The organism is Streptomyces sp. NPDC042638 (assembly GCF_040647235.1).
GTDB lineage: Bacteria > Actinomycetota > Actinomycetes > Streptomycetales > Streptomycetaceae > Streptomyces > Streptomyces rameus.
This window is the reverse complement of the sequence record NZ_JBEZBT010000014.1, coordinates 45,800-71,672: the sequence shown is the minus strand read 5'-3', so window position 1 is coordinate 71,672 and position 25,873 is coordinate 45,800. Positions and strand designations below refer to the sequence as shown.

23 protein-coding genes and 1 riboswitch are annotated in these 25,873 nt (G+C 72.0%); of the genes, 12 read left to right on the top strand and 11 right to left on the bottom strand.

Annotated elements, in window-relative coordinates; translation table 11 throughout:
* Nucleotides 1-60 precede the first annotated feature (60 nt).
* The 9 genes from tsf to AB0B40_RS14440 all read left to right on the top strand — a co-directional run bounded on the left by tsf (nucleotide 61) and on the right by AB0B40_RS14440 (nucleotide 10,590).
* Nucleotides 61-897, top strand: coding sequence for a translation elongation factor Ts (tsf, locus tag AB0B40_RS14480; RefSeq protein ID WP_345059504.1), 837 nt, complete (start codon nucleotides 61-63; stop codon nucleotides 895-897).
* Between the two features lie 216 nt (nucleotides 898-1,113).
* Complete coding sequence (gene pyrH / locus AB0B40_RS14475) at nucleotides 1,114-1,869, top strand: UMP kinase (RefSeq protein WP_345059502.1); 756 nt, start codon at nucleotides 1,114-1,116, stop codon at nucleotides 1,867-1,869.
* Between the two features lie 185 nt (nucleotides 1,870-2,054).
* Nucleotides 2,055-2,612, top strand: a complete 558-nt coding sequence (gene frr, locus AB0B40_RS14470) for a ribosome recycling factor (protein WP_055706853.1) — start codon at nucleotides 2,055-2,057, stop codon at nucleotides 2,610-2,612.
* On the top strand, nucleotides 2,612-3,754 hold the full coding sequence (locus AB0B40_RS14465) for a phosphatidate cytidylyltransferase (protein ID WP_345059495.1): 1,143 nt from the start codon (nucleotides 2,612-2,614) through the stop codon (nucleotides 3,752-3,754). Before frr ends, AB0B40_RS14465 begins: the two co-directional genes overlap by 1 nt.
* A gap of 372 nt (nucleotides 3,755-4,126) precedes the next feature.
* The gene (locus tag AB0B40_RS14460) at nucleotides 4,127-5,425 is read left to right on the top strand and encodes a cytochrome P450 (protein ID WP_362264020.1); all 1,299 of its coding nucleotides are present in this window, start codon (nucleotides 4,127-4,129) and stop codon (nucleotides 5,423-5,425) included.
* A 97-nt stretch (nucleotides 5,426-5,522) separates the two neighbouring features.
* Nucleotides 5,523-6,629: a 23S rRNA (adenine(2503)-C(2))-methyltransferase RlmN gene (gene rlmN / locus AB0B40_RS14455; RefSeq protein WP_345059035.1), complete on the top strand. Its 1,107-nt coding sequence runs from the start codon at nucleotides 5,523-5,525 to the stop codon at nucleotides 6,627-6,629.
* Nucleotides 6,630-6,652: 23 nt separating this feature from the next.
* Nucleotides 6,653-6,760, top strand: a riboswitch (TPP riboswitch).
* A gap of 79 nt (nucleotides 6,761-6,839) precedes the next feature.
* A complete protein-coding gene (locus AB0B40_RS14450; protein ID WP_362264019.1) occupies nucleotides 6,840-7,922 on the top strand; it encodes a thiamine ABC transporter substrate-binding protein in 1,083 nt (360 codons plus the stop codon).
* 47 nt (nucleotides 7,923-7,969) lie between these two features.
* Complete coding sequence (locus AB0B40_RS14445) at nucleotides 7,970-9,571, top strand: iron ABC transporter permease (RefSeq protein WP_345059039.1); 1,602 nt, start codon at nucleotides 7,970-7,972, stop codon at nucleotides 9,569-9,571.
* Nucleotides 9,571-10,590 (top strand): ABC transporter ATP-binding protein, encoded by a 1,020-nt coding sequence (locus AB0B40_RS14440; protein ID WP_345059031.1) that lies wholly within the window; start codon nucleotides 9,571-9,573, stop codon nucleotides 10,588-10,590. The genes AB0B40_RS14445 and AB0B40_RS14440 overlap by 1 nt, the downstream gene beginning before the upstream one ends.
* A gap of 268 nt (nucleotides 10,591-10,858) precedes the next feature.
* Here AB0B40_RS14440 and AB0B40_RS14435 read toward each other — a convergent pair whose 3' ends face one another.
* From AB0B40_RS14435 to AB0B40_RS14405, 7 genes are all read right to left on the bottom strand, one after another.
* The gene (locus AB0B40_RS14435) at nucleotides 10,859-11,572 is read right to left on the bottom strand and encodes an LAETG motif-containing sortase-dependent surface protein (RefSeq protein ID WP_345055226.1); all 714 of its coding nucleotides are present in this window, start codon (nucleotides 11,570-11,572) and stop codon (nucleotides 10,859-10,861) included.
* A gap of 165 nt (nucleotides 11,573-11,737) precedes the next feature.
* Complete coding sequence (locus tag AB0B40_RS14430; protein WP_345055223.1) at nucleotides 11,738-12,862, bottom strand: Rossmann fold nucleotide-binding protein; 1,125 nt, start codon at nucleotides 12,860-12,862, stop codon at nucleotides 11,738-11,740.
* A gap of 36 nt (nucleotides 12,863-12,898) precedes the next feature.
* Nucleotides 12,899-13,306, bottom strand: coding sequence for a VOC family protein (locus AB0B40_RS14425; RefSeq protein WP_345055220.1), 408 nt, complete (start codon nucleotides 13,304-13,306; stop codon nucleotides 12,899-12,901).
* Nucleotides 13,307-13,440: 134 nt separating this feature from the next.
* Nucleotides 13,441-14,955: a hypothetical protein gene (locus AB0B40_RS14420; protein WP_362264018.1), complete on the bottom strand. Its 1,515-nt coding sequence runs from the start codon at nucleotides 14,953-14,955 to the stop codon at nucleotides 13,441-13,443.
* Nucleotides 14,937-15,677 carry an ATP-binding cassette domain-containing protein gene (locus AB0B40_RS14415; protein WP_345055215.1) on the bottom strand — a complete coding sequence of 247 codons (741 nt, stop codon included), beginning with the start codon at nucleotides 15,675-15,677 and terminating at the stop codon, nucleotides 14,937-14,939. The genes AB0B40_RS14420 and AB0B40_RS14415 overlap by 19 nt, the downstream gene beginning before the upstream one ends.
* Nucleotides 15,678-15,886: 209 nt before the next feature.
* Nucleotides 15,887-17,269: an aspartate aminotransferase family protein gene (locus tag AB0B40_RS14410; protein WP_345055212.1), complete on the bottom strand. Its 1,383-nt coding sequence runs from the start codon at nucleotides 17,267-17,269 to the stop codon at nucleotides 15,887-15,889.
* Nucleotides 17,254-17,772, bottom strand: a complete 519-nt coding sequence (locus AB0B40_RS14405; RefSeq protein ID WP_345055209.1) for an Lrp/AsnC family transcriptional regulator — start codon at nucleotides 17,770-17,772, stop codon at nucleotides 17,254-17,256. The genes AB0B40_RS14410 and AB0B40_RS14405 overlap by 16 nt, the downstream gene beginning before the upstream one ends.
* A gap of 206 nt (nucleotides 17,773-17,978) precedes the next feature.
* On the opposite strand from AB0B40_RS14405, the gene AB0B40_RS14400 reads away from it, so the two are divergent.
* Together AB0B40_RS14400 and AB0B40_RS14395 are read left to right on the top strand one after the other, a co-directional pair.
* Entirely contained in the window at nucleotides 17,979-19,418 is a 1,440-nt protein-coding gene (locus AB0B40_RS14400; protein ID WP_345055207.1) for a gamma-aminobutyraldehyde dehydrogenase, read from the top strand.
* Nucleotides 19,419-19,601: 183 nt separating this feature from the next.
* Nucleotides 19,602-20,795, top strand: a complete 1,194-nt coding sequence (locus tag AB0B40_RS14395) for an extracellular solute-binding protein (RefSeq protein WP_362264017.1) — start codon at nucleotides 19,602-19,604, stop codon at nucleotides 20,793-20,795.
* An 18-nt stretch (nucleotides 20,796-20,813) separates the two neighbouring features.
* On the opposite strand, the gene AB0B40_RS14390 is transcribed toward AB0B40_RS14395, so the two are convergent.
* The 3 genes from AB0B40_RS14390 to AB0B40_RS14380 form a co-directional block, all read right to left on the bottom strand.
* Entirely contained in the window at nucleotides 20,814-21,974 is a 1,161-nt protein-coding gene (locus AB0B40_RS14390) for a serine hydrolase domain-containing protein (protein ID WP_362264016.1), read from the bottom strand.
* A 288-nt stretch (nucleotides 21,975-22,262) separates the two neighbouring features.
* Complete coding sequence (locus tag AB0B40_RS14385; protein ID WP_345055200.1) at nucleotides 22,263-22,952, bottom strand: glycerophosphodiester phosphodiesterase; 690 nt, start codon at nucleotides 22,950-22,952, stop codon at nucleotides 22,263-22,265.
* Nucleotides 22,953-23,022: 70 nt separating this feature from the next.
* Nucleotides 23,023-24,147 carry an adenosine deaminase gene (locus AB0B40_RS14380; RefSeq protein ID WP_345055230.1) on the bottom strand — a complete coding sequence of 375 codons (1,125 nt, stop codon included), beginning with the start codon at nucleotides 24,145-24,147 and terminating at the stop codon, nucleotides 23,023-23,025.
* 98 nt (nucleotides 24,148-24,245) lie between these two features.
* Here AB0B40_RS14380 and AB0B40_RS14375 point away from each other — a divergent pair, with 98 nt between their 5' ends.
* The gene (locus tag AB0B40_RS14375; protein ID WP_362264015.1) at nucleotides 24,246-25,169 is read left to right on the top strand and encodes a DUF4190 domain-containing protein; all 924 of its coding nucleotides are present in this window, start codon (nucleotides 24,246-24,248) and stop codon (nucleotides 25,167-25,169) included.
* Nucleotides 25,170-25,230: 61 nt separating this feature from the next.
* On the opposite strand, the gene AB0B40_RS14370 is transcribed toward AB0B40_RS14375, so the two are convergent.
* Nucleotides 25,231-25,800 (bottom strand): NADAR family protein, encoded by a 570-nt coding sequence (locus AB0B40_RS14370; RefSeq protein WP_345055195.1) that lies wholly within the window; start codon nucleotides 25,798-25,800, stop codon nucleotides 25,231-25,233.
* Nucleotides 25,801-25,873: the final 73 nt, after the last annotated feature.

Here is a 25,873-nt window from a genome sequence, read left to right as displayed (position 1 = left end):
GGATCGACAGACCGTGCGGATCAGAAGATCTTCCAGACTTCGAGAAAGACTCACAGACTCATGGCGAACTACACCGCCGCCGACGTCAAGAAGCTCCGTGAGCTCACCGGCGCCGGCATGATGGACTGCAAGAAGGCGCTGGACGAGGCCGAGGGCAACGTCGACAAGGCAGTCGAGGCGCTGCGCATCAAGGGCCAGAAGGGCGTCGCCAAGCGCGAGGGCCGCTCCGCCGAGAACGGCGCCGTGGTCTCCGTCATCGCCGACGACAACTCCTCCGGTGTCCTCGTCGAGCTGAAGTGCGAGACGGACTTCGTCGCCAAGGGCGAGAAGTTCCAGGCCGTGGCCAACGCCATCGCCGAGCACGTCGCCAAGACGAACCCGGCCGACCTCGCGGCGCTGCTCGCCTCCGAGATCGAGGCCGGCAAGACCGTCCAGGCGTTCGTGGACGAGGCCAACGCCAACCTCGGCGAGAAGATCGTCCTGGACCGCTTCGCGCAGTTCGCCGACGGCTACGTCACCGCCTACATGCACCGCACCATGCCCGACCTGCCCCCGCAGATCGGTGTCCTGGTCGAGCTCGACAAGCCGAACGCCGAGGTCGCCAAGGGCGTCGCCCAGCACATCGCCGCCTTCGCGCCGAAGTACCTCTCCCGTGAGGACGTCCCGGCCGAGGTCGTCGAGACCGAGCGCCGTGTCGCCGAGGAGACCACCCGCGCCGAGGGCAAGCCCGAGGCCGCGATCGCCAAGATCGTCGAGGGTCGGCTCAACGGCTTCTTCAAGGACGCGACGCTGCTCGGCCAGCCGTACGCGCTCGACAACAAGAAGTCGGTCCAGAAGGTTCTGGACGAGGCCGGTGTCGCCCTGAAGCGCTTCTCGCGCATCAAGGTCGGCATCTGAGTCCGTACCGCGATCGACGCGTGACCCACGGGGAAGTCCCCCAGGAATTCCCGGTAGGGTCGACCGCAGTCGTCCGCGCACACCGCCACACCCGGGCGTTGGGCGGACGGCAGCAGATCTGACGAGGAGGCCATTGCCGCGCATGGGAGCGAAAAGCGACCCCATCGGCAATGGCCTTCTTCGTATGTGCAACACATGAAAGAGGCGGGATCCCCCATGACCACCACCCAGACGAGCGACGACGGCAAAGTACACGGCCGGTTTCTGCTGAAGCTGTCCGGAGAGGCATTCGCCGGAGGCGGCGGCCTGGGCGTGGACCCGGATGTGGTGCACAAGATCGCACGGGAGATCGCGGCCGTCGTGCGCGACGGGGCCCAGATCGCGGTCGTCATCGGCGGCGGCAACTTCTTCCGCGGCGCCGAACTCCAGCAGCGCGGCATGGACCGCGCCCGCTCCGACTACATGGGCATGCTCGGCACCGTGATGAACTGCCTCGCCCTCCAGGACTTCCTGGAGAAGGAGGGCATCCAGTCCCGCGTGCAGACCGCCATCACCATGGGCCAGGTCGCCGAGCCGTACATCCCGCTGCGTGCCGTGCGCCACCTGGAGAAGGGCCGCGTGGTCATCTTCGGCGCCGGTATGGGCATGCCGTACTTCTCCACCGACACCACCGCCGCCCAGCGCGCCCTGGAGATCGACGCCGAGGCGCTGCTGATGGGCAAGAACGGCGTGGACGGGGTCTACGACTCCGACCCGAAGACCAACCCGGACGCCGTCAAGTTCGACGCGCTCGGCTACGGCGAGGTCATCACCCGGGAGCTCAAGGTCGCCGACGCCACCGCCATCACGCTGTGCCGTGACAACAAGCTCCCGATCCTCGTCTTCGAGCTTCTCGCCGAGGGCAATATCGCCCGCGCCGTCAAGGGTGAGAAGATCGGCACGCTGGTGGGCGACCAGGGCAGCCGGGACTGACCGGAACGCCCCCGTCGCCCGGGGCACTCCACCTGTCCGAGGGACGGACGGGACGCGCCCTGGCCGGGGGATGGACAATGTCCTGCCGGTCGGGAACCGTGCAGGAAGAAGACGCGACGCAGCCGGCCGCCGCCCCGACAGAGGAACCGGAGCCGGGCCTTACTCAAGACACGCAGGAGCAAGTGGTGATCGAAGAGACCCTCCTCGAGGCCGAGGAGAAGATGGAGAAGGCCGTCGTGGTCGCCAAGGAGGACTTCGCCGCGATCCGCACCGGCCGTGCGCACCCGGCGATGTTCAACAAGATCGTCGCCGACTACTACGGCGCCCCGACGCCGATCAACCAGCTGGCCTCGTTCTCCGTGCCGGAGCCGCGCATGGCGGTCGTCACCCCGTTCGACAAGAGCGCGCTGCGCAACATCGAGCAGGCGATCCGCGACTCCGACCTGGGCGTCAACCCCAGCAACGACGGCAACATCATCCGTGTGGTGTTCCCCGAGCTGACCGAGGAGCGCCGCCGCGACTACATCAAGGTCGCCAAGGGCAAGGCAGAGGACGCGCGCGTGTCCATCCGCTCCGTGCGCCGCAAGGCCAAGGAAGCCCTCGACAAGCTCGTCAAGGACGGCGAGGTCGGCGAGGACGAGGGCCGCCGTGCGGAGAAGGAGCTCGACGACACCACGCACAAGTACGTCGCACAGGTGGACGAGCTCCTGAAGCACAAGGAAGCAGAGCTGCTCGAAGTCTGATGAGCGACTCTTCCTGGGGGGCGCCGCCACCGGCGGGGCAGGCCGGCTACTGGGGGTCCACCGCGGGTGGGCCTGTCCAGGGGGCTGCCCCGGCGGGTCCCGCGTACGATGCGCCTCAGGCGCAGCAGACTCGCCCCATGCCCATCGCGCCCGACGTACCCGACGTACCCGCGTACGGCGGAGACCAGGACGACGACCGGGGGGCCGCTCGGACGGGCGGCCCCTTGTTCCGAGATGAGACGTTCCAGGTCCGGGAACTCCCGGCCGAGATCCAGAACCCGGAGCCCATGCCCGACGTCCCGCAGACGCCGCCGGCGCCGCAGAAGAAGAGCGCGGGCCGTGACCTGAGCGCGGCCATAGGGGTCGGGGTCGGGCTCGGCGTGGTGATCGTCGCGTCCCTGTTCATCGTCAAGGCCGTGTTCGTCGGCGTCATAGCGGTCGCCGTCGTGGTCGGGCTGTGGGAGCTGACCAGCAGGCTCCAGGAGCGCAAGGGCATCAAGGCGCCGCTCGTGCCGCTCGCGGTCGGCGGAGCGGCGATGGTCGTCGCCGGCTATGCGCGCGGCGCCGAGGGCGCGTGGGTCGCCATGGCCCTCACCGCCCTGGCCGTCCTGGTGTGGCGCATGACGGAACCACCGGAGGGTTACCTCAAGGACGTCACGGCCGGCGTCTTCGCCGCGTTCTACGTGCCCTTCCTCGCCACGTTCGTCGCGCTCATGCTCACTGCCGACGACGGTCCCTGGCGGGTGCTGACCTTCCTGCTGCTGACGGTCGTCAGCGACACCGGCGCCTACGCGGTCGGCTGGCGCTTCGGCAAGCACAAGCTCGCCCCGCGCATCAGCCCCGGCAAGACCCGCGAGGGCCTGGCCGGCGCGGTGCTGTTCGCGATGGTCGCGGGCGCGCTGTGCATGCAGTTCCTGATCGACGACGGCGTCTGGTGGCAGGGTCTGCTGCTGGGCCTCGCGGTCGCGGCCAGCGCCACGCTCGGCGACCTCGGCGAATCCATGATCAAGCGGGATCTGGGCATCAAGGACATGGGCACCTTGCTCCCCGGTCACGGAGGCATCATGGACCGCCTGGACTCGCTCCTGCCCACGGCACCGGTGGTGTGGCTGCTGATGGTGGTGCTCGTCGGCAGCGGCTGAGACAGGTCCGCGGTCCGGCTGTCGGTGGTGCCACGCCGGGTGGCGGACCCTGGACGGTCACGGGCTCCCCGTGAGCCGCTGGTCGCCTGAGCTGCTTGTCGTACGACTGGTGGGCTCCCGTCCTGAGTGCAGGGCGGGGGCCCGTCGTCGTACCGGGCGGCAAGCGGTGCCGCTGACGAACCCCCGGACGGGAAGCCGGGGAAGGCGAGGAAAGCCGGAAGGAAGCCGAGGAGAGCGGCACCCGGACGCCGCGGTACGCATCGGCACCCGGATGCCGCAGTACGAATCGGCGGCCGGTGTCCCCGCGCGGCAGACTCCCTCTCAGGGCGGCGTTCCCACCGCCGCCCGGCGACGCAGCAGGGAGTGTGCCCGATGCCCCTCGACCCCGCACCCGCCCGCCCCCCGCTCGACCCGGTCCCGCCGGTCAGGGCCGCCGGTCCGCCCGCACCGCCGGCAAGGGCCGTCGGCCCGCCCGCACCGCCGGTCAGGTTCTGGCCCGTCGACGACCTGCCCGCGCTCGACCCCGATCCGTTCCTGGACGAGCTGCTGCGCGACGAGCCGGTCACCCGCGTCAGGCTGCCGTACGGCGCGGGGTGGGCCTGGCTCGTCACGCGGTACGAGGACGTCCGCTTCGTCACCTCCGATCCGCGCTTCTCCCGGGCGCACGTCGTCGGCCGCGATGTCACCGCCATGCGCCCGGTGCCGGTGGCGTCGCAGACGGCCGGGCTGCAGTACATGGACCCGCCCCGGCACACCCTGCTGCGCCGGGTCGTCGCCCGCGCGTTCACCGGCGGGAACATGCGGCGGCTGCGCCCCCTCGCCGAGCGCCGGGCCGCCGAACTGCTCGACGGGATGGCTCGCGCCGGGGCCCCGGCCGACCTGGTCGAGCACCTGCACGGCCCCTTCCCGCTCGCCGTGCTCCGCGACTTCCTGGGCGTGGCGGAGAAGGACTGGCACCACTGGGCCGCGACGGGCGAGGCCCTGCTGTCCGCAGGCGCCGAATCCCGCGAGCGCGCCCAGGAGGCCGCCGGGGCCACCCGGGCCCTGATCGCCGAGCTGCTCCGGAGCCGCCGCGACGATCCCGGCGAGGACCTGGCCGGGGTGCTGGCGCAGGCCGCCGCCACGGGCGAGATCACCGAAGACGAGGCGCTCTCCCTCGCCATCGCCGTCCAGGTCAGCGGCGGCCACGCGGTCCGCAGCAACAGCGCTTCGATGATGTACGCGCTGCTCACCCACCCCGGACACCTGGACCGGCTGCGCCGCGAGCCGGACCTGTTGCCCCGGGCGGTGGAGGAGCTGTTCCGCTACGTCCCGCACCGCAACGGCGTCGGCATCCCCCGGGTGGCCACCGAGGACGTCGAGATCCGCGGCCGGCTGATCCGCGCCGGTGACGTGGTCTACAACGCCTACGTCGCCGCCAACCGCGACCCCGGGACGTTCCCCGACCCCGACGCCCTGGACTTCGACCGCGAGGACGCCCCCCACGTCGCCTTCGGCCACGGCCCGCACCACTGCCTCGCCGCCGTCATGGCCCGCATAGAGGCGGAGGTCATGATCGGCTCCGTCCTGTCCCGCTTCCCCGGCATCCGGCTCGCCGTGCCCCCCGCGGAGGTCGGATTCCAGCTCCAGGGCCTGATCCGCGGACCGAGGAACCTGCCCGTGACGTGGTGACGGCAACCCCGCGTGCCCGCGGCCGTCAACGGACGACGAACGACGTGCGCACCGGCCCGGCAGGCCACCCGATTGGATCTGCGACACTGGTAAGGCCATGCCTAAGCCCGGAGAACTCACTTTCGTCGCCCCGCGCGGAGCCAAGAAGCCGCCGCGGCATCTCGCCGACCTCACGCCCGCCGAGCGCAAGGACGCGGTGGCCGAGATCGGTGAGAAGCCGTTCCGTGCCAAGCAGCTCGCGCAGCACTACTTCGCGCGGTACGCGCACGACCCGGAGCAGTGGACCGACATCCCCGCCGGTTCGCGCGCCAAGCTCCAGGAGGCGCTGCTTCCGGAGCTGATGACCGTCGTCCGGCACCTGTCGACCGACCAGGGGACCACCCGCAAGACGCTGTGGCGGCTGTTCGACGGGACCCTCGTCGAGTCGGTGCTGATGCGGTATCCGGACCGGGTCACCATGTGCATCAGCTCGCAGGCCGGATGCGGGATGAACTGCCCGTTCTGCGCGACCGGGCAGGCGGGGCTGGACCGTAACCTGTCCACCGCGGAGATCGTCCACCAGATCGTGGACGGGATGCGGGCGCTGCGGGACGGGGAGGTGCCGGGCGGACCGGCGCGGCTGTCCAACATCGTCTTCATGGGGATGGGCGAGCCGCTCGCCAACTACAAGCGGGTGGCCGACGCCATCCGGGCGCTCACCGACCCCGCTCCGGACGGCCTGGGGCTGTCCCAGCGCGGGATCACCGTCTCGACCGTCGGGCTGGTGCCGGCCATCCACCGGTTCGCCGACGAGGGCTTCAAGTGCCGGCTCGCGATCTCCCTGCACGCCCCCGACGACGAGCTGCGCGACACCCTCGTCCCCGTGAACACGCGGTGGAAGGTGCGCGAGGTGCTGGACGCCGGGTTCGAGTACGTCGAGAAGAGCGGGCGCCGGCTGTCCATCGAATACGCCCTCATCCGGGACATCAACGACCAGGCCTGGCGCGGCGACCGGCTCGGCCGGCTGCTGCGGGGCAAGCCCGTGCACGTCAACCTCATCCCGCTGAACCCCACGCCGGGGTCGAAGTGGACCGCGTCGCGGCCGGAGGACGAGAAGGCGTTCGTCGAGGCCATCGCCGCGCACGGGGTGCCCGTGACGATCCGGGACACCCGTGGTCAGGAGATCGACGGAGCCTGTGGTCAGCTCGCGGCCACCGAGCGGTAATCTGGCCACGTCCACACATCTTCATATTCCGACAGGGGAGCGCCACAGCGCTGAGAGTGCGGCAACCGGGCCGCAGACCCTCTGAACCTCGCCCAGGTCATTCTGGGTAGGAAGTTCGGTCACCACTCAAGCTGTTGCGCCCTGCCCGGGCCCCCTCGGGAGCCCGGGCAGGGCCGCGTCTCTTCCTGGCCAACCCCAGGAGGACATCCAGTGCACAACAAGACCTTCGTGGCCGTGGCGGCCGGGCTCGGCCTGCTCGCCCTGCCCGCGTTGACCGGGTGCGGGTCGTCCGACGGCAACGGCTCCTTGGACCCCGGGACCGTGACCCTGGTCAGCCACGACTCGTGGGCCGTCTCCAAGAACGTGCTCAGGGACTTCGAGAAGCGGTCCGGATACAAGGTCAGGGTCCTCAAGGACGGCGACGCCGGGCAGGCCGTCAACAAGGCCGTCCTGACCAAGGACAACCCGCAGGGCGACGTCTTCTTCGGCGTCGACAACACCCTGCTGTCCCGGGCCCTCGACAACGGCCTGTTCCAGCCGTACACGGCCAAGGGCCTCGGCACGGTCGGCGCCGCCTACCAGCTCGACAAGGACAGGCACCGGGTCACGCCCGTCGACTACGGCGACATCTGCGTCAACTACGACAAGGCCTACTTCAGCGAGCACAAGCTGACCCCGCCGCGCTCCTTCGCCGACCTGACCGAGCCGCGGTACAAGAACCTCCTCGTCACCGAGAACGCGGCCACCTCCTCGCCGGGCCTCGGCTTCCTGCTCGGCAGCGCCGCACGGTACGGCGACAACGGCTGGCAGGACTACTGGAAGAAGCTGAAGGCCAACGGCGTCAAGGTCGTCGACGGCTGGGAGCAGGCCTACTCCCAGGAGTTCTCCGGATCCTCCGGCGGCAGGAAGGCCGGCGGCGACCGGCCGCTCGTGGTGTCGTACGCCTCCTCCCCGCCCGCCGAGGTCATCTACGCCAAGAAGCGGCCCGCCACCGCGCCGACGGGTGTGGTGAGCGGCACCTGCTTCCGGCAGACCGAGTTCGCCGGGGTGCTCAGCAACGCCCGGAACACCAAGGGAGCCAAGGCGTTCGTCGACTTCCTGGTCTCCCGGGAGTTCCAGGAGGACATGCCGCTGAACATGTACGTCTACCCGGTGGTGCGCGGCGCGAAGGTGCCCGCCGAGTTCACCGAGTACGGGCCGGCCGCCGAGCACCCCGAGACCATGGCGCCCGACAGGATCGCCGCCAACCGCGACCAGTGGGTCAAGTCGTGGACGTCGCTCGTACTGAAGTAGCCGCCCGCGTCAGGGATCTGCGGGGGAGCGCGGCACGGCTCGGGCTGATGGCCCTGCCCGTCGCGTTCTTCGCGCTGTTCTTCGCCTGGCCGGTGGCCGCGATCGTCGCGCGCGGGCTGAAGGCGGACGGCGCCTGGCGGTTCGGGCGGATCGCGGACGTCGTCACGCAGCCGGACATCCGGCACGTGCTGTGGTTCACCACCTGGCAGGCGCTCGCCTCCACCGCCCTCACCCTGCTGCTGGCGCTGCCCGCCGCCTACGTCTTCGCCCGGCTCGACTTCCCCGGCAAGCAGGTGCTGCGGGCGGTGGTGACGGTTCCGTTCGTGCTGCCGACCGTCGTCGTCGGCAGCGCGTTCCTCGCCCTCGTCGGGCACGGCGGGCTGCTGGACGAGCTGTGGGGCGTACGGCTGGACACCACGGTGTGGGCCATCCTGCTGGCCCACGTCTTCTTCAACTACGCGGTCGTCGTCCGCACGGTCGGGGGGCTGTGGGCCCAGCTCGACCCCCGGCAGGAGGAGGCCGCGCGGATGCTGGGCGCCTCCCCGCTGTCGGCCTGGCGCAAGGTCACGCTGCCGGCCCTCGCGCCCGCGGTGGCCGCCGCCGCGCTGATGGTGTTCCTGTTCACCTTCACCTCCTTCGGTGTCGTGCAGGTGCTCGGCGGCCCCGCCTTCTCCACCCTCGAAGTGGAGATCTACCGGCAGACCTCCGAAATGCTCGACCTGTCCACGGCCGCCGTCCTCACCCTCGTCCAGTTCGCCGCCGTCGGCGCGATCCTCGCCGTGCACGCCTGGACGGTACGGCGCCGGGAGACCGCCCTGCGGCTGGTCGACGCCGCGGTGACCGCGCGCCGGCCCCGCGGGGCCGGTCAGCGGGCGCTGCTCGCCGGGGTCCTCGTCACCATCGCCCTGCTGCTGGTCCTGCCGCTCGGCGTCCTCGTCCGGCGCTCGCTGGACGCGGACGGCTTCGGCTACTACCGGGCGCTGACCGACGCGGACGGCGGTACGTTCCTCGTGGCGCCCGTGCACGCCGTGTGGACCTCGCTGGAGTACGCCGTCGCCGCCACGGCCATCGCCGTGGTGATCGGAGGTCTCGCCGCCGCCGCGCTGGCCCGCCGGGACGCGGGACGGCTGGTGCGGGGCTTCGACGCGCTGCTGATGCTGCCGCTCGGCGTCTCCGCGGTGACCGTCGGCTTCGGCTTCCTGATCGCACTCGACAAGCCGCCGCTGGACCTGCGCCAGTCCTGGATCCTGGTGCCGCTCGCCCAGGCGCTGGTCGGCGCCCCCTTCGTGGTGCGGACCATGCTGCCCGTGCTGCGGGCGGTGGACGGCCGGCTCAGGGAGGCGGCGGCCGTGCTCGGGGCCTCGCCCTGGCGGGTCTGGCGGGAGGTGGACCTGCCGCTGGTGCGGCGGGCGCTGCTGGTCGCGGCCGGGTTCGCGTTCGCCGTGTCGCTCGGGGAGTTCGGGGCGACCGTGTTCATCGCCCGGCCCGACAACCCCACCCTCCCGGTCGCCGTGGCCCGGCTGCTCAGTCGCGCCGGGGACCTCAACTACGGCCAGGCGATGGCCCTTTCGACCATTCTGATGGTGGTGTGCGCCGCCGCGCTGCTCATCCTGGAGCGGCTCCGCACCGACCGGACGGGGGAGTTCTGATGCTGCTGACCCTGGACGCCGCGACCGTGCGCTTCGGCGGGCGGCCCGTGCTCGACACGGTCGGCCTCGACGTCGCCGAGCACGAGGTGGTGTGCGTGCTCGGACCGAGCGGCAGCGGCAAGTCGACGCTGCTCCGGGCGGTGGCCGGGCTGCAGCGGCTGGACTCCGGGCGGGTGCTGCTCGACGGCCGCGACCAGGCCGGCACGCCCGCGCACAAGCGGGGCGTCGGGCTGATGTTCCAGGACCATCAGCTCTTCCCGCAGCGGGACGTCGGCGCGAACGTGGCGTTCGGGCTGCGTATGCACGGTGTCGGCAAGGGTGAACGGGACACCGAGGTGGGCCAGTTGCTGGAGCTGGTCGGGCTGCCGGGAGCGGCCCGGCGGGCCGTGGCCTCGCTGTCGGGCGGCGAGCAGCAGCGCGTCGCCCTCGCCCGGGCGCTCGCGCCCCGGCCCCGGCTGCTCATGCTGGACGAGCCGCTCGGCCAGCTCGACCGCTCGCTGCGCGAACGGCTGGTGGTCGAACTGCGGGAGCTGTTCGGCCGGTTGGGGACGACCGTGCTCGCCGTGACCCATGACCAGGGCGAGGCGTTCGCGCTGGCGGACCGGGTGGTGGTGATGCGGGACGGGCGGATCGCGCAGTCCGGCACGCCGGTGGAGGTGTGGCAGCGGCCCGCCGACGCGTTCGTGGCCCGCTTCCTCGGCTTCGAGAACGTGGTCCCGGCGACCGTCGCCGGTACGGTGGCCGACAGTCCGTGGGGCAAGCTGCCCGTCCCCGACGGCTCCGCGCAGGGCGGCCGTACTCTCCTCGCCCGCCCCGCCGGCGTCCGGCTGGTGCCGGCCGGCCAGGGGCTGCCCTGCACGGTGACCGCCCGGACTTTCCGGGGCACCCACGTGGCCGTCCGCCTCCAGCCGGCGGACGGTCCGCGGCTGGAGGCGGCCTGCGCGCTCCGGGACGCCCCGGAGCCCGGCGCCTCGGTCGGCGTGGAGTTCGACGTGGCGGAGATCGTCGTGCTGGACTGAGCGCGCCCGCCTGTGGGCGCGGCGCGACGCGGCCCGTCAGGCGGGCGGCGCGACGCGGCCCGCCAGGCGGCGGACCAGGTGCGGCCGGCCGCTCCCGCCAACCGCGCCCCACCGGCTCCGGGCCGGCCCCGGACGCCGAGTCGCTCAGCGAGCCGGACGCGACCGCGGCCCGCCCCCCGGAAGCAGGGGGCGGGCCGCGGCGCGGTACCCGGTGAGACGTCAGCCGGTGTGAGGCGCCCGCGCTTCGGGCGCCGTACCACCCCTGATGTCAGCCGTTGCGGCTCGCGCCACGGCGGCGCATCCCGAACCAGACCGCGCCACCGCCGACGACGACGAGCCCCGCCGCGAGACCGGCGATCAGACCGGTGTTGGAGTTCGCACCGGTCTCGGCGAGGTTGGACTCACCGGCCGCCGGGGACGGTGCGTTGTTCGACGTGCCCGCCGGTGCGGAGCTGGACTCGGAGGCCGACGGGGCCGGGGTGGCCGACCCGGGCGGCGCCGACTCGGCCGGCGTGGAGGCGGACGCGGAGGCGGACGGGGACGGCGGCGGCGTCTTGCCGGCCGGCGGCGTCGGGGTCTGGCTCTCGGTCTTGCAGGCGGTGGCGGGGGTCACCAGATCGGGCTGGATGTCCTCGTCGACGGCTTTGTCGGCCTTGACGTGGACCCGATAGGTGGCGGTCGGCTTCCAGTCCTCCGCGAAGGTGATGCCGGTGCCCTGCTTCGACCCCTTGACCGGCTGCTCACCGACCTTGGTCTCTATGCCGCCGACGCCCTTGAGGAAGACGCTGACGGTGGCGTCCTTGGCGGAGGCGTCCCTGTCGGTGACGACGATGACACCCTTGCCGCCGTCGCACTTGGCTTCGGCGGAGAAGTCCTTGATGTTGCAGGCGAGGGCGGAGCCGGCCAGGCCCAGCACCAGCGCCGTCGACCCGGAGGTGACACCCAGGAGGCGCACGGAACGGCGTACGCTACGGCGAGTCATGGACAACGTTTGTCCTTTACAGAGTGCAATTGCGGGGGGTGGAGGGGGAGTCGGGGCGACTGATGAGGTGATGCCCCGGAACCCCGGGAGGCTCACAGATTTATAAGCGCTCCGTCCGCAGTGTCAACGCATATGCCACCAACCGCCGTTGGCTTTGCCCGCTTATTAACCGCCCAGACGTTTGAGCGCCTCCGGCGCCTGCTCGATCCGGTCAACGAGGGCGATACGGGACTCCATCGCCCGCCCCCGCGCCAGCGACCGGAGCAACGGCCAGGCCGGCAGCTCCCGCGTCCAGTGCCCGCCGTCCACGAGCACCATCGGGGTCGGCTCACCGCGCGACTCGTAGTAGTTGGGCGTCGCGTTGTCGAAGATCTCCTGTACGGTCCCGGCGGCGCCCGGCAGGAACACCACCCCCGCGGTGGAGCGGGCCAGCAGGCCGTCCTCGCGGGTCGCGTTGGCGAAGTACTTGGCGAGGTGCGCGGCGAAGGCGTTCGGCGGCTCGTGGCCGTAGAACCAGGTGGGGATGCCCACCGACACCTCACCCCCGGGCCAGCGTTCGCGCACCTCGAAGGCGGCCCGCGCCCAGTCCGTGACGGACGGCCGGAACGAGGGGGCCTTGGCGAGCAGCCGGAGCGCGTCGTCGAGCATGTCGTCGCCGAACGGAGCGGCGTACGCGCCGAGGTTGGCCGCCTCCATCGCGCCCGGCCCGCCGCCGGTGGCCACCGTGAACCCGGCGCGGGTCAGTTCCCGGCCGAGCCGGGCGGCACCGGCGTAGGCGTCGGTTCCGCGGGCCATCGCGTGGCCGCCCATGACGCCCACCACCCGGGCGCCGGCGAGCAGTTCGTCCAGCGCGTCGGAGACGGCGTCGTCGTGGATCGCGCGGAGCATGGAGGCGAAGACGTCACCGTCGTCCTTCGTCCGCTGGAACCAGGCGTAGGCCCGTGCGTCCGGGGTCGCCTCGTACCCCTCGTCCAGCGACGCGAACAGCTCGTCGGGTGTGTAGACGAAGCCCCGGTACGGGTCGAAGGGGAGCCCGGGGACCGGCGGGAACACCAGCGCTCCGGCCGAGCGGACATGAGCGGCGGCAGCGGCGTCCATCGGGCAGCCGAGGAAGACGGCACCGGCGGTGTCGAGACCGAGCAGGACGGTGGTGCGGCCGGTCAGGTCGACGGCCTGGACACGGAACCGGGCGAGTGAGCCGTGTTCGGCGACCACCTCGTCGAACTCGGCGAGGGACTCTATCTCGTGGTCGTGGGCGGCACGGGGCGGCTGGGCGGGTGTCGGATGCACCCGCCCATGCTGGCACGGATGTTCGGGGCGTGGAGATCAGCCCTGGACGGCCGCCGGGTCCATCCACATGACCTCCCAGGTGTGGCCGTCGAGGTCGTCGAAGGCGCGGCCGTACATGAAGCCGTGGTCCTGGGTCGGGCCGCTCTCCGTGCCGCCGGCCGCGATCGCCCTGCCGACCAGCTCGTCCACCTTCTCCCGGCTCTCGGCGCTCAGGCAGACCAGCACCTCGCTGGTGGTCGTCGCGTCGGCGATCTCCTTCTTGGTGAAGGTCGAGTAGAACGGCTTGGTCAGCAGCATGGCGAAGATGGTGTCGCTGATCACCACGGACGCCGCCTTCTCGTCGCTGAACTGCGGGTTGATCGTGTAGCCGAGTTCGGTGAAGAACCGCTTCGAGGCGTCGAGGTCGTTCACGGGCAGGTTCACGAAGATCATCTGCTGGTACATGCGGGCTTCTCCCGTCGGGGTGCTGCGCGGTGTGTCGCTTGCGGAAGGTGGACCGGCGGGCCGCCCCGGACTCATCGGTGCCCGGCATCATTTTTCCCCCGGCCTTCTCCGTGCGGCGGGTCGCCGGCCGGCGGTCAGCGGGCCACGGGCAGCGCCGACAGCCCGGCGATCACCACGGTGAGCGGGACGAACAGCGCCAGCAGGGCGACCGTGCGCAGGGCGGCGGCACCGCGCAGCATGGTGGCGGGCGCGCCGAGTCGCAGCAGCGCGGCGGTGGTGTCGGCGCGGCCCTGGCGGGCCTCCACGGCCGCGGTCAGCAGGGTGGCGAGCGTGGAGCCGGCGACGACGAGCGCGCCGAGGGCGGACAGCGGCCCGACGGCACGGGCCGAACCGTCGCCCAGGGCGGTCATGGCGTAACCGGCGGACGCGACCGCGCAGACCACGCCGAGGGGCCGGCCGATCCGGGCGGCCTCCGTCATGAGGACCCGGCCGGCGAGCAGCCGGAGCGCGCCCGGGCGGGTGGACTGCAGGAGCAGGCCGCAGAGGTGGGTGAGGCCGGGACCGGCCAGGACGAGCCCGGTGCCGGTGAGGAACCACCCGAGGAGTACGGCGAGCGCGGGGGCGGGACCGGAGCGGCCCGCGTACGACTGCACGGCCAGCCCGGCGGTGACGAGGGCCACGCCCCAGGGGAGGCCGGCGGGCGCTGCCCGGGGAGGCTGCGGGTGAGGGGCGGCCAGGTCGGCGTCCGGTGCGGCCGGGTCGGCCTCGGTCACGCCGCCCCGCGCGGGCCGGCTGCCCTCCCTCACCGCCGCGGCGGCCGTACGACCGTCCGCGGGATGACGCGCGGACCGCTCGCCGTCGTCCCCGTCACCCGCGCGCGGGCCGCCGGGCCGCTCGCTCTCGTCGGTGCTCCCCGCATCGCGGCGGCCGGGCAGTTCTCCCTCGTCGGTGCTCCCCGGCGGCCGTGCGCCATCGGTGGTGCGTCCCGGCGGCCGTGCGCCATCGGTGGTGCGTCCCGGCGGCCGGTGGCCGAGGCGGGCGCCGAAGCGTCCGTACGTCCCGAACGTCTCCTTCGCCGTCGCGTCGCCGTACGCCCCGAAGCGGCCGAAGCCCCGGGCTCCCCGGACGGCCGGGCGGGGGTCCCGGGGGCGCAGGGTCACGGCCACCGCCGTGGTCGCCGTGGCCGGGAGCAGGGCCAGCAGGGTCAGCGTCGCCGGGACGGGAAGCGGGCGGTCAGCGGCCAGGAGGTCCGCCGCCGCGCCGTCGAACGGCATGCCCGACAGGTCGCCGCGCAGATGCAGGAAGACCAGCAGGGCGAGCGTCGAGCCCAGGATGCTGGACAGGGCCGTCGTCAGGGCGGAGACGGCCATCAGACGGGCCGGTCCGAGACCCACGGCGGACAGCCCGGGACGCGGCCGGGTGCCGGGATCGGTGCGGGCGACGGCGAGCGCGAGGTACACCGTGGCGGCGAGCGGCCCCGCGCACCAGGCGAGACGCTGCGCGGCGGCGCCCGCCGCGTCCGGGTGGTCCAGGGCGTGGGCGAGGCAGGCCAGGAGCAGGAAGCCGGTGCCCGCCGAGGCGGCGGCCACCAGCAGGCGGCGCAGCTGGACCGCGGGCCGGGCGGCGCGGGTCAGGCGGAGAGCGAGCACGCGGCCCGGCCTTCCGCGTCGGGTGCCTCGGGCAGGTGCACGGTGTGGACGTGCCGCCCGTCCAGCAGGGCCACCGTACGGTCGGCGAGGGCGGCGGTGTCGGGGTCGTGCGTGGCGAGGACGACGGTGATGCCGTGCGAGCGGGCGGCCGAGGCCAGGGTGCGCAGCACATGGGTGCGGTCGGCGCGGTGCAGGGCGGCCGTGGGCTCGTCGGCGAAGAGGACCGTGGGCCCGGGGGCGAGCGCGCGGGCGACGGCGACGCGCTGGCGCTCGGCGTGCCGCAGCTCGTGCGGGCGGCTGCGGGCCTTGTCGCCGACGTCCAGGCGCTCCAGCCACTCCAGCGCCGCCGCCTTGGCCCGGCGGCGGCCGGCGCCGCGCAGCATCAGCGGGAGCGCGGCGTTCTCCCAGACGTTCAGCTCGGGCACCAGGACCGGCTCGGGGTCGATCCAGCCGAAGCGCTCCCGCCGCAGCCGCTCGCGGGCCATCGGACCGAGGGTGTGCACGGGGGAGCTGTTGAACCAGACCTCTCCGCAGCGCACCGGCACCAGGCCGGACAGGCAGCGCAGCAGAGTCGTCTTGCCGCTGCCGCGCGGCCCGCTGACGGCGAGGATCTCGCCCTCACGCACGCCGAGCGAGACCCCGGCGAGTCCGGGGGAGCCGTCGCGGTGCGTGAAGTGCAGGGAGCGTGCCCAGAGCACGTCGTTGTCCGGCGGGGCCTCCATGGGCGTACACCTCGGTTCTGATCCGTTTTCCCGTGCCTGTTCCCCCGTCCGGGGGAACGAAGGCTGGGCTGATCGGTCACTGGAACGCTAGGCAGCCGTCACCGGGAGGCCGGACAGCACACGGCCCCGGGCCGCCGTTCCCACTCGAACGGACGGCACCGGGGCCGGGTCGATCATCCGATCGGATGATCACAGTCGCCGCTGGCGGCTCAGAGCTTGGTCCACGCCTCCGTGAGGGTGGCCCGCAGGATCTGCTCGATCTCGTCGAACGTCTCCTGGTTGGAGATCAGCGGCGGCGCGAGCTGGATGACCGGGTCGCCGCGGTCGTCGGCACGGCAGTACAGGCCGTTGTCGAACAGCGCCTTGGAGAGGAAGCCGTACAGGACGCGCTCGGTCTCCTCGTCGTTGAAGGACTCCTTGGTGGCCTTGTCCTTCACCAGCTCGATGCCGTAGAAGAAGCCGTTGCCGCGGACGTCGCCGACGATCGGCAGGTCGTGCAGCTTCTGCAGGGTCTGCAGGAAGGCGCCCTCGTTGTCCAGCACGTGCTGGTTGATGCCCTCGCGCTCGAACAGGTCGAGGTTGGCCACGCCCACCGCGGCGGAGACCGGGTGGCCGCCGAAGGTGTAGCCGTGCAGGAAGGTGTTGTCGCCCTTGTAGAACGGCTCGGCGAGCTTGTCGGAGATGATGCAGGCGCCGATCGGGGAGTAGCCCGAGGTCATGCCCTTGGCGCAGGTGATCATGTCCGGGACGTAGCCGAACTTGTCACAGGCGAACATCGTGCCGAGGCGGCCGAAGGCGCAGATGACCTCGTCCGAGACGAGCAGCACGTCGTACTGGTCGCAGATCTCGCGCACCCGCTGGAAGTAGCCGGGCGGCGGCGGGAAGCAGCCGCCGGCGTTCTGCACCGGCTCCAGGAACACGGCGGCGACCGTCTCCGGGCCCTCGAAGAGGATCTGCTGCTCGATCTGGTCGGCGGCCCAGCGGCCGAAGGCCTCCGGGTCGTCGCCGAAGAGCGGCGCACGGTAGATGTTGGTGTTCGGCACCTTGTGCGCGCCCGGGACGAGCGGCTCGAAGGGTGCCTTCAGGGCCGGCAGGCCGGTGATGGACAGGGCGCCCTGCGGGGTGCCGTGGTAGGCGACCGCGCGGGAGATGACCTTGTACTTGGTCGGCTTGCCCTGGAGCTTGAAGTACTGCTTGGCCAGCTTCCAGGCGGTCTCGACGGCCTCGCCGCCGCCGGTGGTGAAGAAGACCTTGTTCAGGTCGCCCGGGGCGTAGTCGGCGAGGCGCTCGGCCAGCTCGACGGCCTTGGGGTGGGCGTAGGACCACACCGGGAAGAAGGCCAGCTCCTGGGCCTGCTTGAAGGCGGTCTCGGCGAGTTCCGTGCGGCCGTGGCCGGCCTGGACCACGAACAGGCCCGCGAGACCGTCGAGGTAGCGCTTGCCCTTGTCGTCGTAGATGTAGGTGCCCTCGCCCCGGACGATGGTCGGGACGGGGGAGTTCTCGTACGAGGACATGCGGGTGAAGTGCATCCACAGGTGGTCGTACGCGGTCTTGCTGAGGTCCTTTGAGCTCACGGTTATCGGGTTCCCCACATGTAGGTCTGCTTCTTCAGCTTCAGGTAGACGAAGCTTTCGGTGGAGCGCACGCCGGGCAGGGCCCGGATGCGTTTGTTGATGACGTCCAGCAGGTGGTCGTCGTCCTCGCAGACGATCTCGGCGAGGATGTCGAACGAGCCCGCGGTCATCACCACGTACTCGACTTCCGACATGGCGGTCAGCGCGTCCGCGATCGACTCGACGTCGCCCTCGACGTTGATCCCGACCATCGCCTGCCGGCGGAAGCCCACGGTGAGCGGGTCCGTGACGGCGACGATCTGCATCACGCCCTGGTCCAGCAGCTTCTGCACGCGCTGGCGCACGGCCGCCTCGGACAGGCCCACGGCCTTGCCGATAGCGGCGTAGGGCCGGCGTCCGTCCTCCTGGAGCTGCTGAATGATGGCGAGGGAGACGGCATCCAAGGTAGGGGTGCCGTTCCTGGACTCGCGGGACGAGTCCCTCTGGTCTGCGCTTCGACTGGCCACGACGTCACTGTGCACGAGGTCTCGACAGTTTTGCAAGCCCTGAGCGATGAAATTCGTTGTCTGGGAGCCCAGAGTGTGCGGATTTCGCAGAAGTGATGGCAGCGGGGGTGTTGAAAACGTCGGTATGGCGATTAGGGTGGGGTGTCTCAGCGACTGGACAGCCGGAGCAGGCTGCACCGGCTGAGCCGCTCGAACCCTCGAACCAGATCAGGAGGCCGGCAGTGAGCACCGAGCTGCGTCGTCTGCGCAACTACATCGACGGTGAGTTCCGGGACGCCGCCGACGGACGGACCACCGAGGTGGTCAACCCCGCGACGGGCGAGGCGTACGCCACCGCGCCGCTGTCCGGGCAGGCGGACGTGGACGCCGCCATGGAAGCCGCGGCCCGCGCCTTCCCCGCCTGGCGCGACACCACGCCGGCCGAGCGGCAGAAGGCCCTGCTGAAGATCGCGGACGCGTTCGAGGAGCGAGCCGAGGAACTGATCGCGGCGGAGGTGGAGAACACGGGCAAGCCGGTCGGGCTGACCCGCTCCGAGGAGATCCCGCCGATGGTCGACCAGATCCGCTTCTTCGCGGGTGCGGCCCGGCTGCTCGAGGGCCGCTCGGCCGGCGAGTACATGGAGGGGCTGACCTCGATCATCCGCCGTGAGCCGGTCGGCGTCTGCGCGCAGGTCGCCCCGTGGAACTACCCGATGATGATGGCCGTGTGGAAGTTCGCCCCGGCCATCGCCGCGGGCAACACGGTCGTTCTGAAGCCGTCGGACACCACCCCCGCCTCCACCGTGCTGATGGCCGACATCATCGGTTCCGTCCTCCCCAAGGGTGTCTTCAACGTCATCTGCGGCGACCGCGACACCGGCCGCGCGATGGTCGAGCACCCGACCCCGGCGATGGCCTCCATCACCGGCTCCGTCCGCGCGGGCATCTCGGTCGCCGAGTCCGCCTCCAAGGACGTCAAGCGGGTCCACCTGGAGCTGGGCGGCAAGGCCCCGGTCGTCGTCTTCGAGGACACCGACATCGCCAAGGCCGTCGAGGACATCTCCGTCGCGGGCTTCTTCAACGCCGGCCAGGACTGCACGGCCGCGACCCGCGTCCTCGTCCAGGAGTCCATCCACGACGAGTTCGTGGCCGCGCTCGCCAAGGCCGCCTCCGAGACGAAGACCGGCCAGCCGGACGACGAGGACGTCCTCTTCGGCCCGCTGAACAACCCCAACCAGCTCAAGCAGGTGGCCGGCTTCATCGACCGGCTGCCGGCCCACGCCAAGGTGGAGACGGGCGGTCAGCAGGTCGGCGACAAGGGCTACTTCTACGCCCCGACCGTCGTCTCCGGCCTGAAGCAGGACGACGAGATCATCCAGAACGAGGTCTTCGGCCCGGTCATCACCGTCCAGTCCTTCTCGGACGAGGAGCAGGCCGTCGAGTGGGCCAACGGCGTCGAGTACGCCCTCGCCTCCTCGGTGTGGACCAAGGACCACAGCCGCGCGATGCGCATGTCCAAGAAGCTCGACTTCGGCTGCGTGTGGATCAACACCCACATCCCGCTGGTCGCCGAGATGCCGCACGGCGGCTTCAAGAAGTCCGGCTACGGCAAGGACCTGTCGGCGTACGGCTTCGAGGACTACACCCGCATCAAGCACGTGATGACGTCGCTGGACGGCTGATCCCCGGCACAGCAGCGCGGCCCCGGACGGGACATCTCCCGTCCGGGGCCGCCGTGTTGCCGCTCCCGTCCTCCCCGCCGCTCCCCGCCGTCCCCCAGGTGTCGACAAGGTGTCGGGCAGGCACCGGCGCGCTCGACGCAGCGTCGATTGTCCCCCCGCCGCGCGGGGCGGCATGCTTCCGGGGTGGCCCAGACATCCTCTCGTACGACCGCGTTGTCCCGCCGTTCCCTGCTGCGCGCCCTCGGCGGCACGGCGGGGCTCGGTGCCCTGGCCGGCTGCGGCGTGCCGGCAGCCTACGTCCAGCCCGGCGACCGGGCCGTCACCGACGAGTCCGCCGCCGACAAGAAGCTGACCTGGGCCAACTGGCCGCTCTACATCGACACCGATGACGACAACCCCAACCGGCGGCCCACGCTGGAGGGGTTCGAGAAGCGCACCGGGATCTCCGTCGACTACGTGGAGGAGATCAACGACAACGACGAGTTCTTCGGCAAGATCAGCCCCTCGCTGATGAACCACCAGTCCACCGGCCGCGACCTGATCGTCATCAGCGACTGGATGTGCGCCCGGTACGTCCGGCTGGGATGGGTCCAGGAGATGGACCGCGCCCGGCAGCCCAACGTGGCCAGGTACCTCGACCCGCTGCTCCGCTCGCCCGCCTTCGACAAGGGCCGCCGCTGCACGGTGCCCTACCAGTCGGGCATCACCGGCATCGCCTACAACCACCGCAAGCTCGGCCGCGAGATCCGGAACGTGCGGGACCTGTGGGCCAAGGACCTCAAGGGCCGCGTCACCCTGCTGTCCGGCCTGGACGAGTCGTTCGCGCTGCTCATGCAGGGCAACGGCGTGGACATCACCCGCTGGCGAGCGGACGACTTCCACGAGGTCTGCGACCAGATAGAGCGGGAGGTCCACCGGGGCCAGATCCGCCGCTTCACCGGCAACGACTACACCAAGGACCTGGTCAGCGGGGACGTCCTCGCCTGCCAGGCGTACTCGGGCGATGTCATCCAGCTGCAGGCGGACAACCCCGACATCCGCTTCGTCGTCCCCGAGGAGGGCGCCGAGCTGTGGTCGGACTCCCTGATGATCCCCAACCGGGCCCGCCACAAGGCCAACGCCGAGCGCCTGATCGACTACTACTACGACCCCGAGGTCGCCGCGAGGCTCGCCGCCTGGGTCAACTACGTCTGCCCCGTCCCGGCGGCCCGGGAGATCCTGGCCGACGCCAAGGACGAGGCCACCGCGGCCCTCGCCGGCAACACCCTGATCTTCCCGGACGCCGGGATGCGCAAGCGCCTCGCCGTCGCCCGGGACATCACCTCCACGGAGCGGACGGAGTACGCCCAGCGGTGGAACAAGATCGTGGGCTTGTAGCGGACACGCCGCGGGCCGTCAGCGGTTGAACGCGGGGTACGCGAAGCGCTCGGCGACGGCCTGGCCGTCGCCCTTCGCGTCCGTGGAGTCGACCGAGTACACCAGGGTGCGGGACAGATCGGGGGTCGCGGCGATCACCGTGGCGTAACCCGGCCGCGAGCCGGTCTTCCCCCAGATCACCTTGCCGTTCAGCTCGAACCGCTCCAGCCCCGCGCCGTACCGCGCCCCGGGCACGTCGGGCAGCGTGAACATCTCCCTCAGCTGCGGCTCGGGCACCACCCGCCCGCGGAACAGCCCCACCAGCAGCCGCTCCAGGTCGGCCGTCGTCGAGATCAGGTCACCGGCGGCGAAACGGTCGGTCATGTTCCAGTCGGTCACGTCGACCAGCTTGCCGCCGATCCAGTCGTACCCCCGGTTGTGCGGCCCGTGGATCCGGGGGTCCGCCCCGGCCGGGAACGAGCTGTCGCGCATGCCCAGCGGCCGGAAGATCCGTACCGCCGCCTGGTGCGCGTAGGAGTCGCCGGTCACCTTCTCCACGAGCATGCCGAGCACGGTGTAGTGGATGTTGCCGTAGTCCTGCCGCGTACCGGGCTCGTACGCCGGTCTCTCCGCCACGGACGACGCCACCACCTGGCGGGGTGTCAGCGTCTCGAAGCGGTGCGGGTAGCCGTCCTCGACGGTGTCACCGAGAGACGCACCGGGGCGCAGGCCGCTGGTGTAGTTCAGCAACTGCCGTACGGTGATCGGCTCGAAGTCCTCGGTGAGCAGGCCCGGCAGATACTGCTGCACGGTGCCGTCGAGGTCGATCCGGCCCTCCGCCGCCAGTTGCAGCACGATCGCGGCGGTGACCACCTTCGTCACCGAACCGGCCCGGAACCGCGCGTTCTCCAGGGCCCGCGCCCCGGTGCGGATGTCCCGTACCCCGGCCGTCCCGCGCCAGGTGCCGTCACCGCCGACCCGGAGCAGCGCCGCGGTGGCGTCGTGGTCGGGCAGTCCGGCGATCGCGGCGGAGAGGGCCTCGGCGTCCGGCCCGGCCGTGGTCCCGGCGAAGGTCACGGAGGAGGGCGCGGCGGACGGGGCCGGCGCGGGCGTGGCGAAGGCGGGTGCGGCCAGCGGGCCGGCGGCCAGCGCGGTGACGAGACCGGCGGCCAGGAGGGCGGAACGACGGGTACGGCGCATGACGGGCTCCTGGAGGAGATCGGGTGCGGATGCGTGATCATCCTCCGGTGGCGGCACGGCACCCCGGATCCTCACGGAGGAGGGCGCGCGACCCTTGCCGTACCCCGAACAACCCGTCCCCGGAACACGGCAGTTGTCCGGGATGGCCCCTAGGTGTGCACGAATCCTGCCGGCGTGGGCACGCCGAGACGATCACCTCTGAAGTAAGGGAAGCGCCTTGCCGAGACCTCCTTCCGCACGCGCGCCCGAGGGGCGGCCCGGGGCCGCCCCGCTCAGCGCGCGGCCCGGCTACCGGTCCGAGGTGCGCAGGGCGTGCAGCGTGTCGATCCGGTTCGTCGTGATCGAGTCGGCGCCCAGGTCCAGCAGGCGGCTCAGCGAGCGGCGGGTGTCCGGGGTCCACACGGACAGGAGGTACCCGTCCCGGTGGACGCGGGCGGCCAGCTCCCGGCTCACCAGGGAGAAGCGGTAGTTGAGCCAGCGCGGGCGGACCGCCGCCAGCAGCGCGGGCCGCGGCGGAGCCAGGGTCGTCCAGGTCAGGGCGATCTCGGCGGCCGGGTCGGCGGCACGGACGGCGAGCATCGCCTCCGCGTGCGCGCTGTAGTAGACGCGGTCCCCGGCCCCGCATCCCCGGACCACGTCCAGGGTCCGCTCGACCGTCCGGCGGTCGACCCGCCCGCACAGGTCCACCATCACCCGGCTGTCACCGGTCGCGGCCAGTGCCTCCGCCAGCGTCGGCACACCGCCGGCCGTCAGCCCGCGCAGTTCCTCCGCGGACAGCGTGCCCAGCGGCCGGTCGACCTCCCACAGCCGCCGCAGCGTCTCGTCGTGCAGCAGCACGGGCACGCCGTCACGGGTGAGCCGTACGTCGATCTCGACGGCGTCCGCGCCCCGGTCGAGCGCGGAACGCAGGGAGCCGAGGGTGTTCTCGCGGAAGCGATAGGGGTCGCCGCGGTGCGCCACGGCGGTCACGGTCTGCATGGCCCCCATTGTGGCCGTCCCGTGGCACCGCGCGGACCCGCGGCGGGTCCGGCGGCGGACCCACGTCGGCTCAGTGGGTGAGCCAGGCGGCCGTGTAGGCGTCGATCTCCTCCGCTATCCGCGCCTTGCCGGCCGCGTCCAGGAAGGAGGCCTCGACGGCGTTCTTCGCGAGGCCGGCCAGGCCCTGTTCGTCCAGCTCCAGGAGGCGGGCGGCCACCGCGTACTCGTTGTTCAGGTCGGTGCCGAACATCGGCGGGTCGTCGGAGTTGACCGTCACCAGTACCCCGGCCCGCGCGAACTCCTTGATCGGGTGCTCCTCCAGGGTGCGCACCGCGCGGGTGGCGATGTTGGAGGTCGGGCAGACCTCCAGCGGGATGCGGTGCTCGGCGAGGTGGGCGAGCAGCTTCGGGTCCCGCGCGGAACTCGTGCCGTGCCCGATCCGCTCGGCGCGCAGCTCGGTGAGCGCGTCCCACACCGTCTCCGGGCCGGTCGTCTCCCCGGCGTGCGGCACGGAGCGCAGCCCGGCGGCGACGGCCCGGTCGAAGTACGGCTTGAACTGCGGCCGGGGCACGCCGATCTCCGGCCCGCCGAGCCCGAACGACACCAGGCCCTCCGGGCGGATCCGGTCGTCGGTGGCCAGCCGCGTCGTCTCCTCGGCCGCCTCCAGACCGGCCTCGCCGGGAATGTCGAAGCACCAGCGCAGTACGGTCCCGAACTCGGCCTCGGCGGACTTGCGGGCGTCCTCGATCGCCTCCATGAAGGCCCGCGCGTCTATGCCGCGCCGGGTGGAGGAGAAGGGGGTGAGGGTCAGCTCGGCGTACCGCACCTGCTGCCGGGCCATGTCGCGGGCCACCTCGTAGGTGAGCAGCCGGACGTCCTCGGGGGTGCGGATGAGGTCCACGACCGACAGGTACACCTCGATGAAGTGCGCGAAGTCGGTGAAGGTGAAGTAGTCGACCAGGGCCTCGGGATCGGCGGGGACCTTGGAGTCGGGGTGGCGGGCCGCCAGCTCCGAGACGATGCGGGGGGAGGCGGAGCCGACGTGGTGGACGTGCAGTTCGGCCTTGGGCAGTCCGGCGATGAAGGCGCGCAGATCGCGGTCGGCGGTGCCGACGGCGGGTACGGAGGTGTCGGTCAAGGGGTCCTCCCCGGGGACGGCGCCCGTGGACCGGTTGCGTGGTCCGGGCGCGGTGATCGGCTGATCGGTGGCGCGGGATCATCGTAGGCCCCGGGCCGGGCCGTCCCGCCCTGCCCGTAGCATGACGGGACGTCCACCAGAGGGGTTCCTTCACCATGTCCGACAAGGTGCCGCAGTCCACGCCGGCGGAGCAGACCGCCGGGCACCGGTCCGCGATACCCCCGGTGTCCCTGGACAAGGGAGCGGCGGCGCCGGCGGCGGACGAGGCTCCGGTGCGGGACGCGACCCCGGCCCCCGGCTCCGTCCACTACCAGCAGACCCTGACCTCGCTGCCGGCGCCCTCGGCTCCGGCCGCACCCATCGACGCCGCCCCCGCGCCGTGGGCGAGCCCCGCCGACGGCCTCGTGTCCCCGGCCCCCGAGCCGCAGCCGAGCCCGTTCGCGCCCCCGGCCTCCGTCCCGCGGCAGCCGAATCCGTTCGCACCTCCGGCACCCTCGCAGCAGAACCCCTTCGCGCCCCCGTCTGCCGGGCAGCAGCCGAGCCCGTTCGCGCCCCCGTCTGCCGGGCAGCAGCAGAACCCCTTCGCGCCCCCGGCCTCGGCTCCCCAGCAGCAGAACCCCTTCGCCCCGCCGGTGCCCCCCGCCGCGCCGTACGGCGGAACGGATCCGGTGCCCCCGCCGCCCATCGCCCCCGACGGTCCCGGCCAGGTGCCGTACGGCTACCCGGGCACCACGGCGGCGTACGGCACCACGGCGGCGTACGGCTACCCGGGCACGCCGAACGCTCCCTATCCCGCCGGGTACGGCTACGACTGGCCCGGTACGCAGCCGGTCCCGAGCAACGGCATGGGTACGGCCTCGCTGGTGCTGGGCATCCTGGCCGCGGTCCTCTTCCTGGCCTGGCCGGTCGCCCTGGTACTGGGCATCCTGGCCGTCATCTTCGGCGTGCTCGGCCGCGGGAAGGCGAAACGGGGCGAGGCCACGAACCCCGGCATGGCCCTGGCCGGTCTCATCTGCGGCGCCGTGGGCTTTGTGCTGGCGCTGGGCTTCTTCGTCCTCATCATCGTCGTGAACACCTGACGTGAACACCTGACACAGGCGGTCGACCGGGCACGGCGTCACCCGACGGCGCCGGTCCGCGTCACCCCGCCGAAGCCCCGCGGGACAGCCGCTCCCGCGCCTCCATCAGCGCGAACCCCAGCAGGTTCGCCCCCCGCCACCGCTCCGGGTCCCAGGCCGCGTCGTCGTCCGCCGCCAGGCCGATGCCCCATATCCGGTCCACCGGGCTCGCCTCCACCAGCACCCGGTCGCCGGTGTTCCGCAGGAACGTCCCGAGGTCCTCGTCGGCCGCGAACTTGTGCACGCTGCCCTCGACCACCAGCCGGAAGCGCTCCCGCTCCCACGTCTCCTCGTCGAAGCCCCGGACCAGCCGCCCCGCCTTCTTCGCCGCGGCGGGGTGCTCCGCGGCCAGCACCCGGCGCTCCGCCTCCGCGTCCCCGAACAGCCGGGCCTTGCCCGCCATCATCCAGTGCTCGGCCGTCGCGTACTCGACGCCGTCCACTACGAAGGGTGACGGCCACCACTGGCTCAGACAGCTCGCGCCGATCCGCCCGTCCGGCAGCGGCCGGTGCCCCCAGAAGTGCAGATACCGGATCCGGGATCCGGCCCGGACCTCCCTGATCAGGGCCTCCAGCCCGTCGATCTTCCCCATGCACGCGAGTGTGGCACGCACCACGGACACTCCGTCCGGCCTTTTCCACCCTGACTCGACACCTGGTCGACAG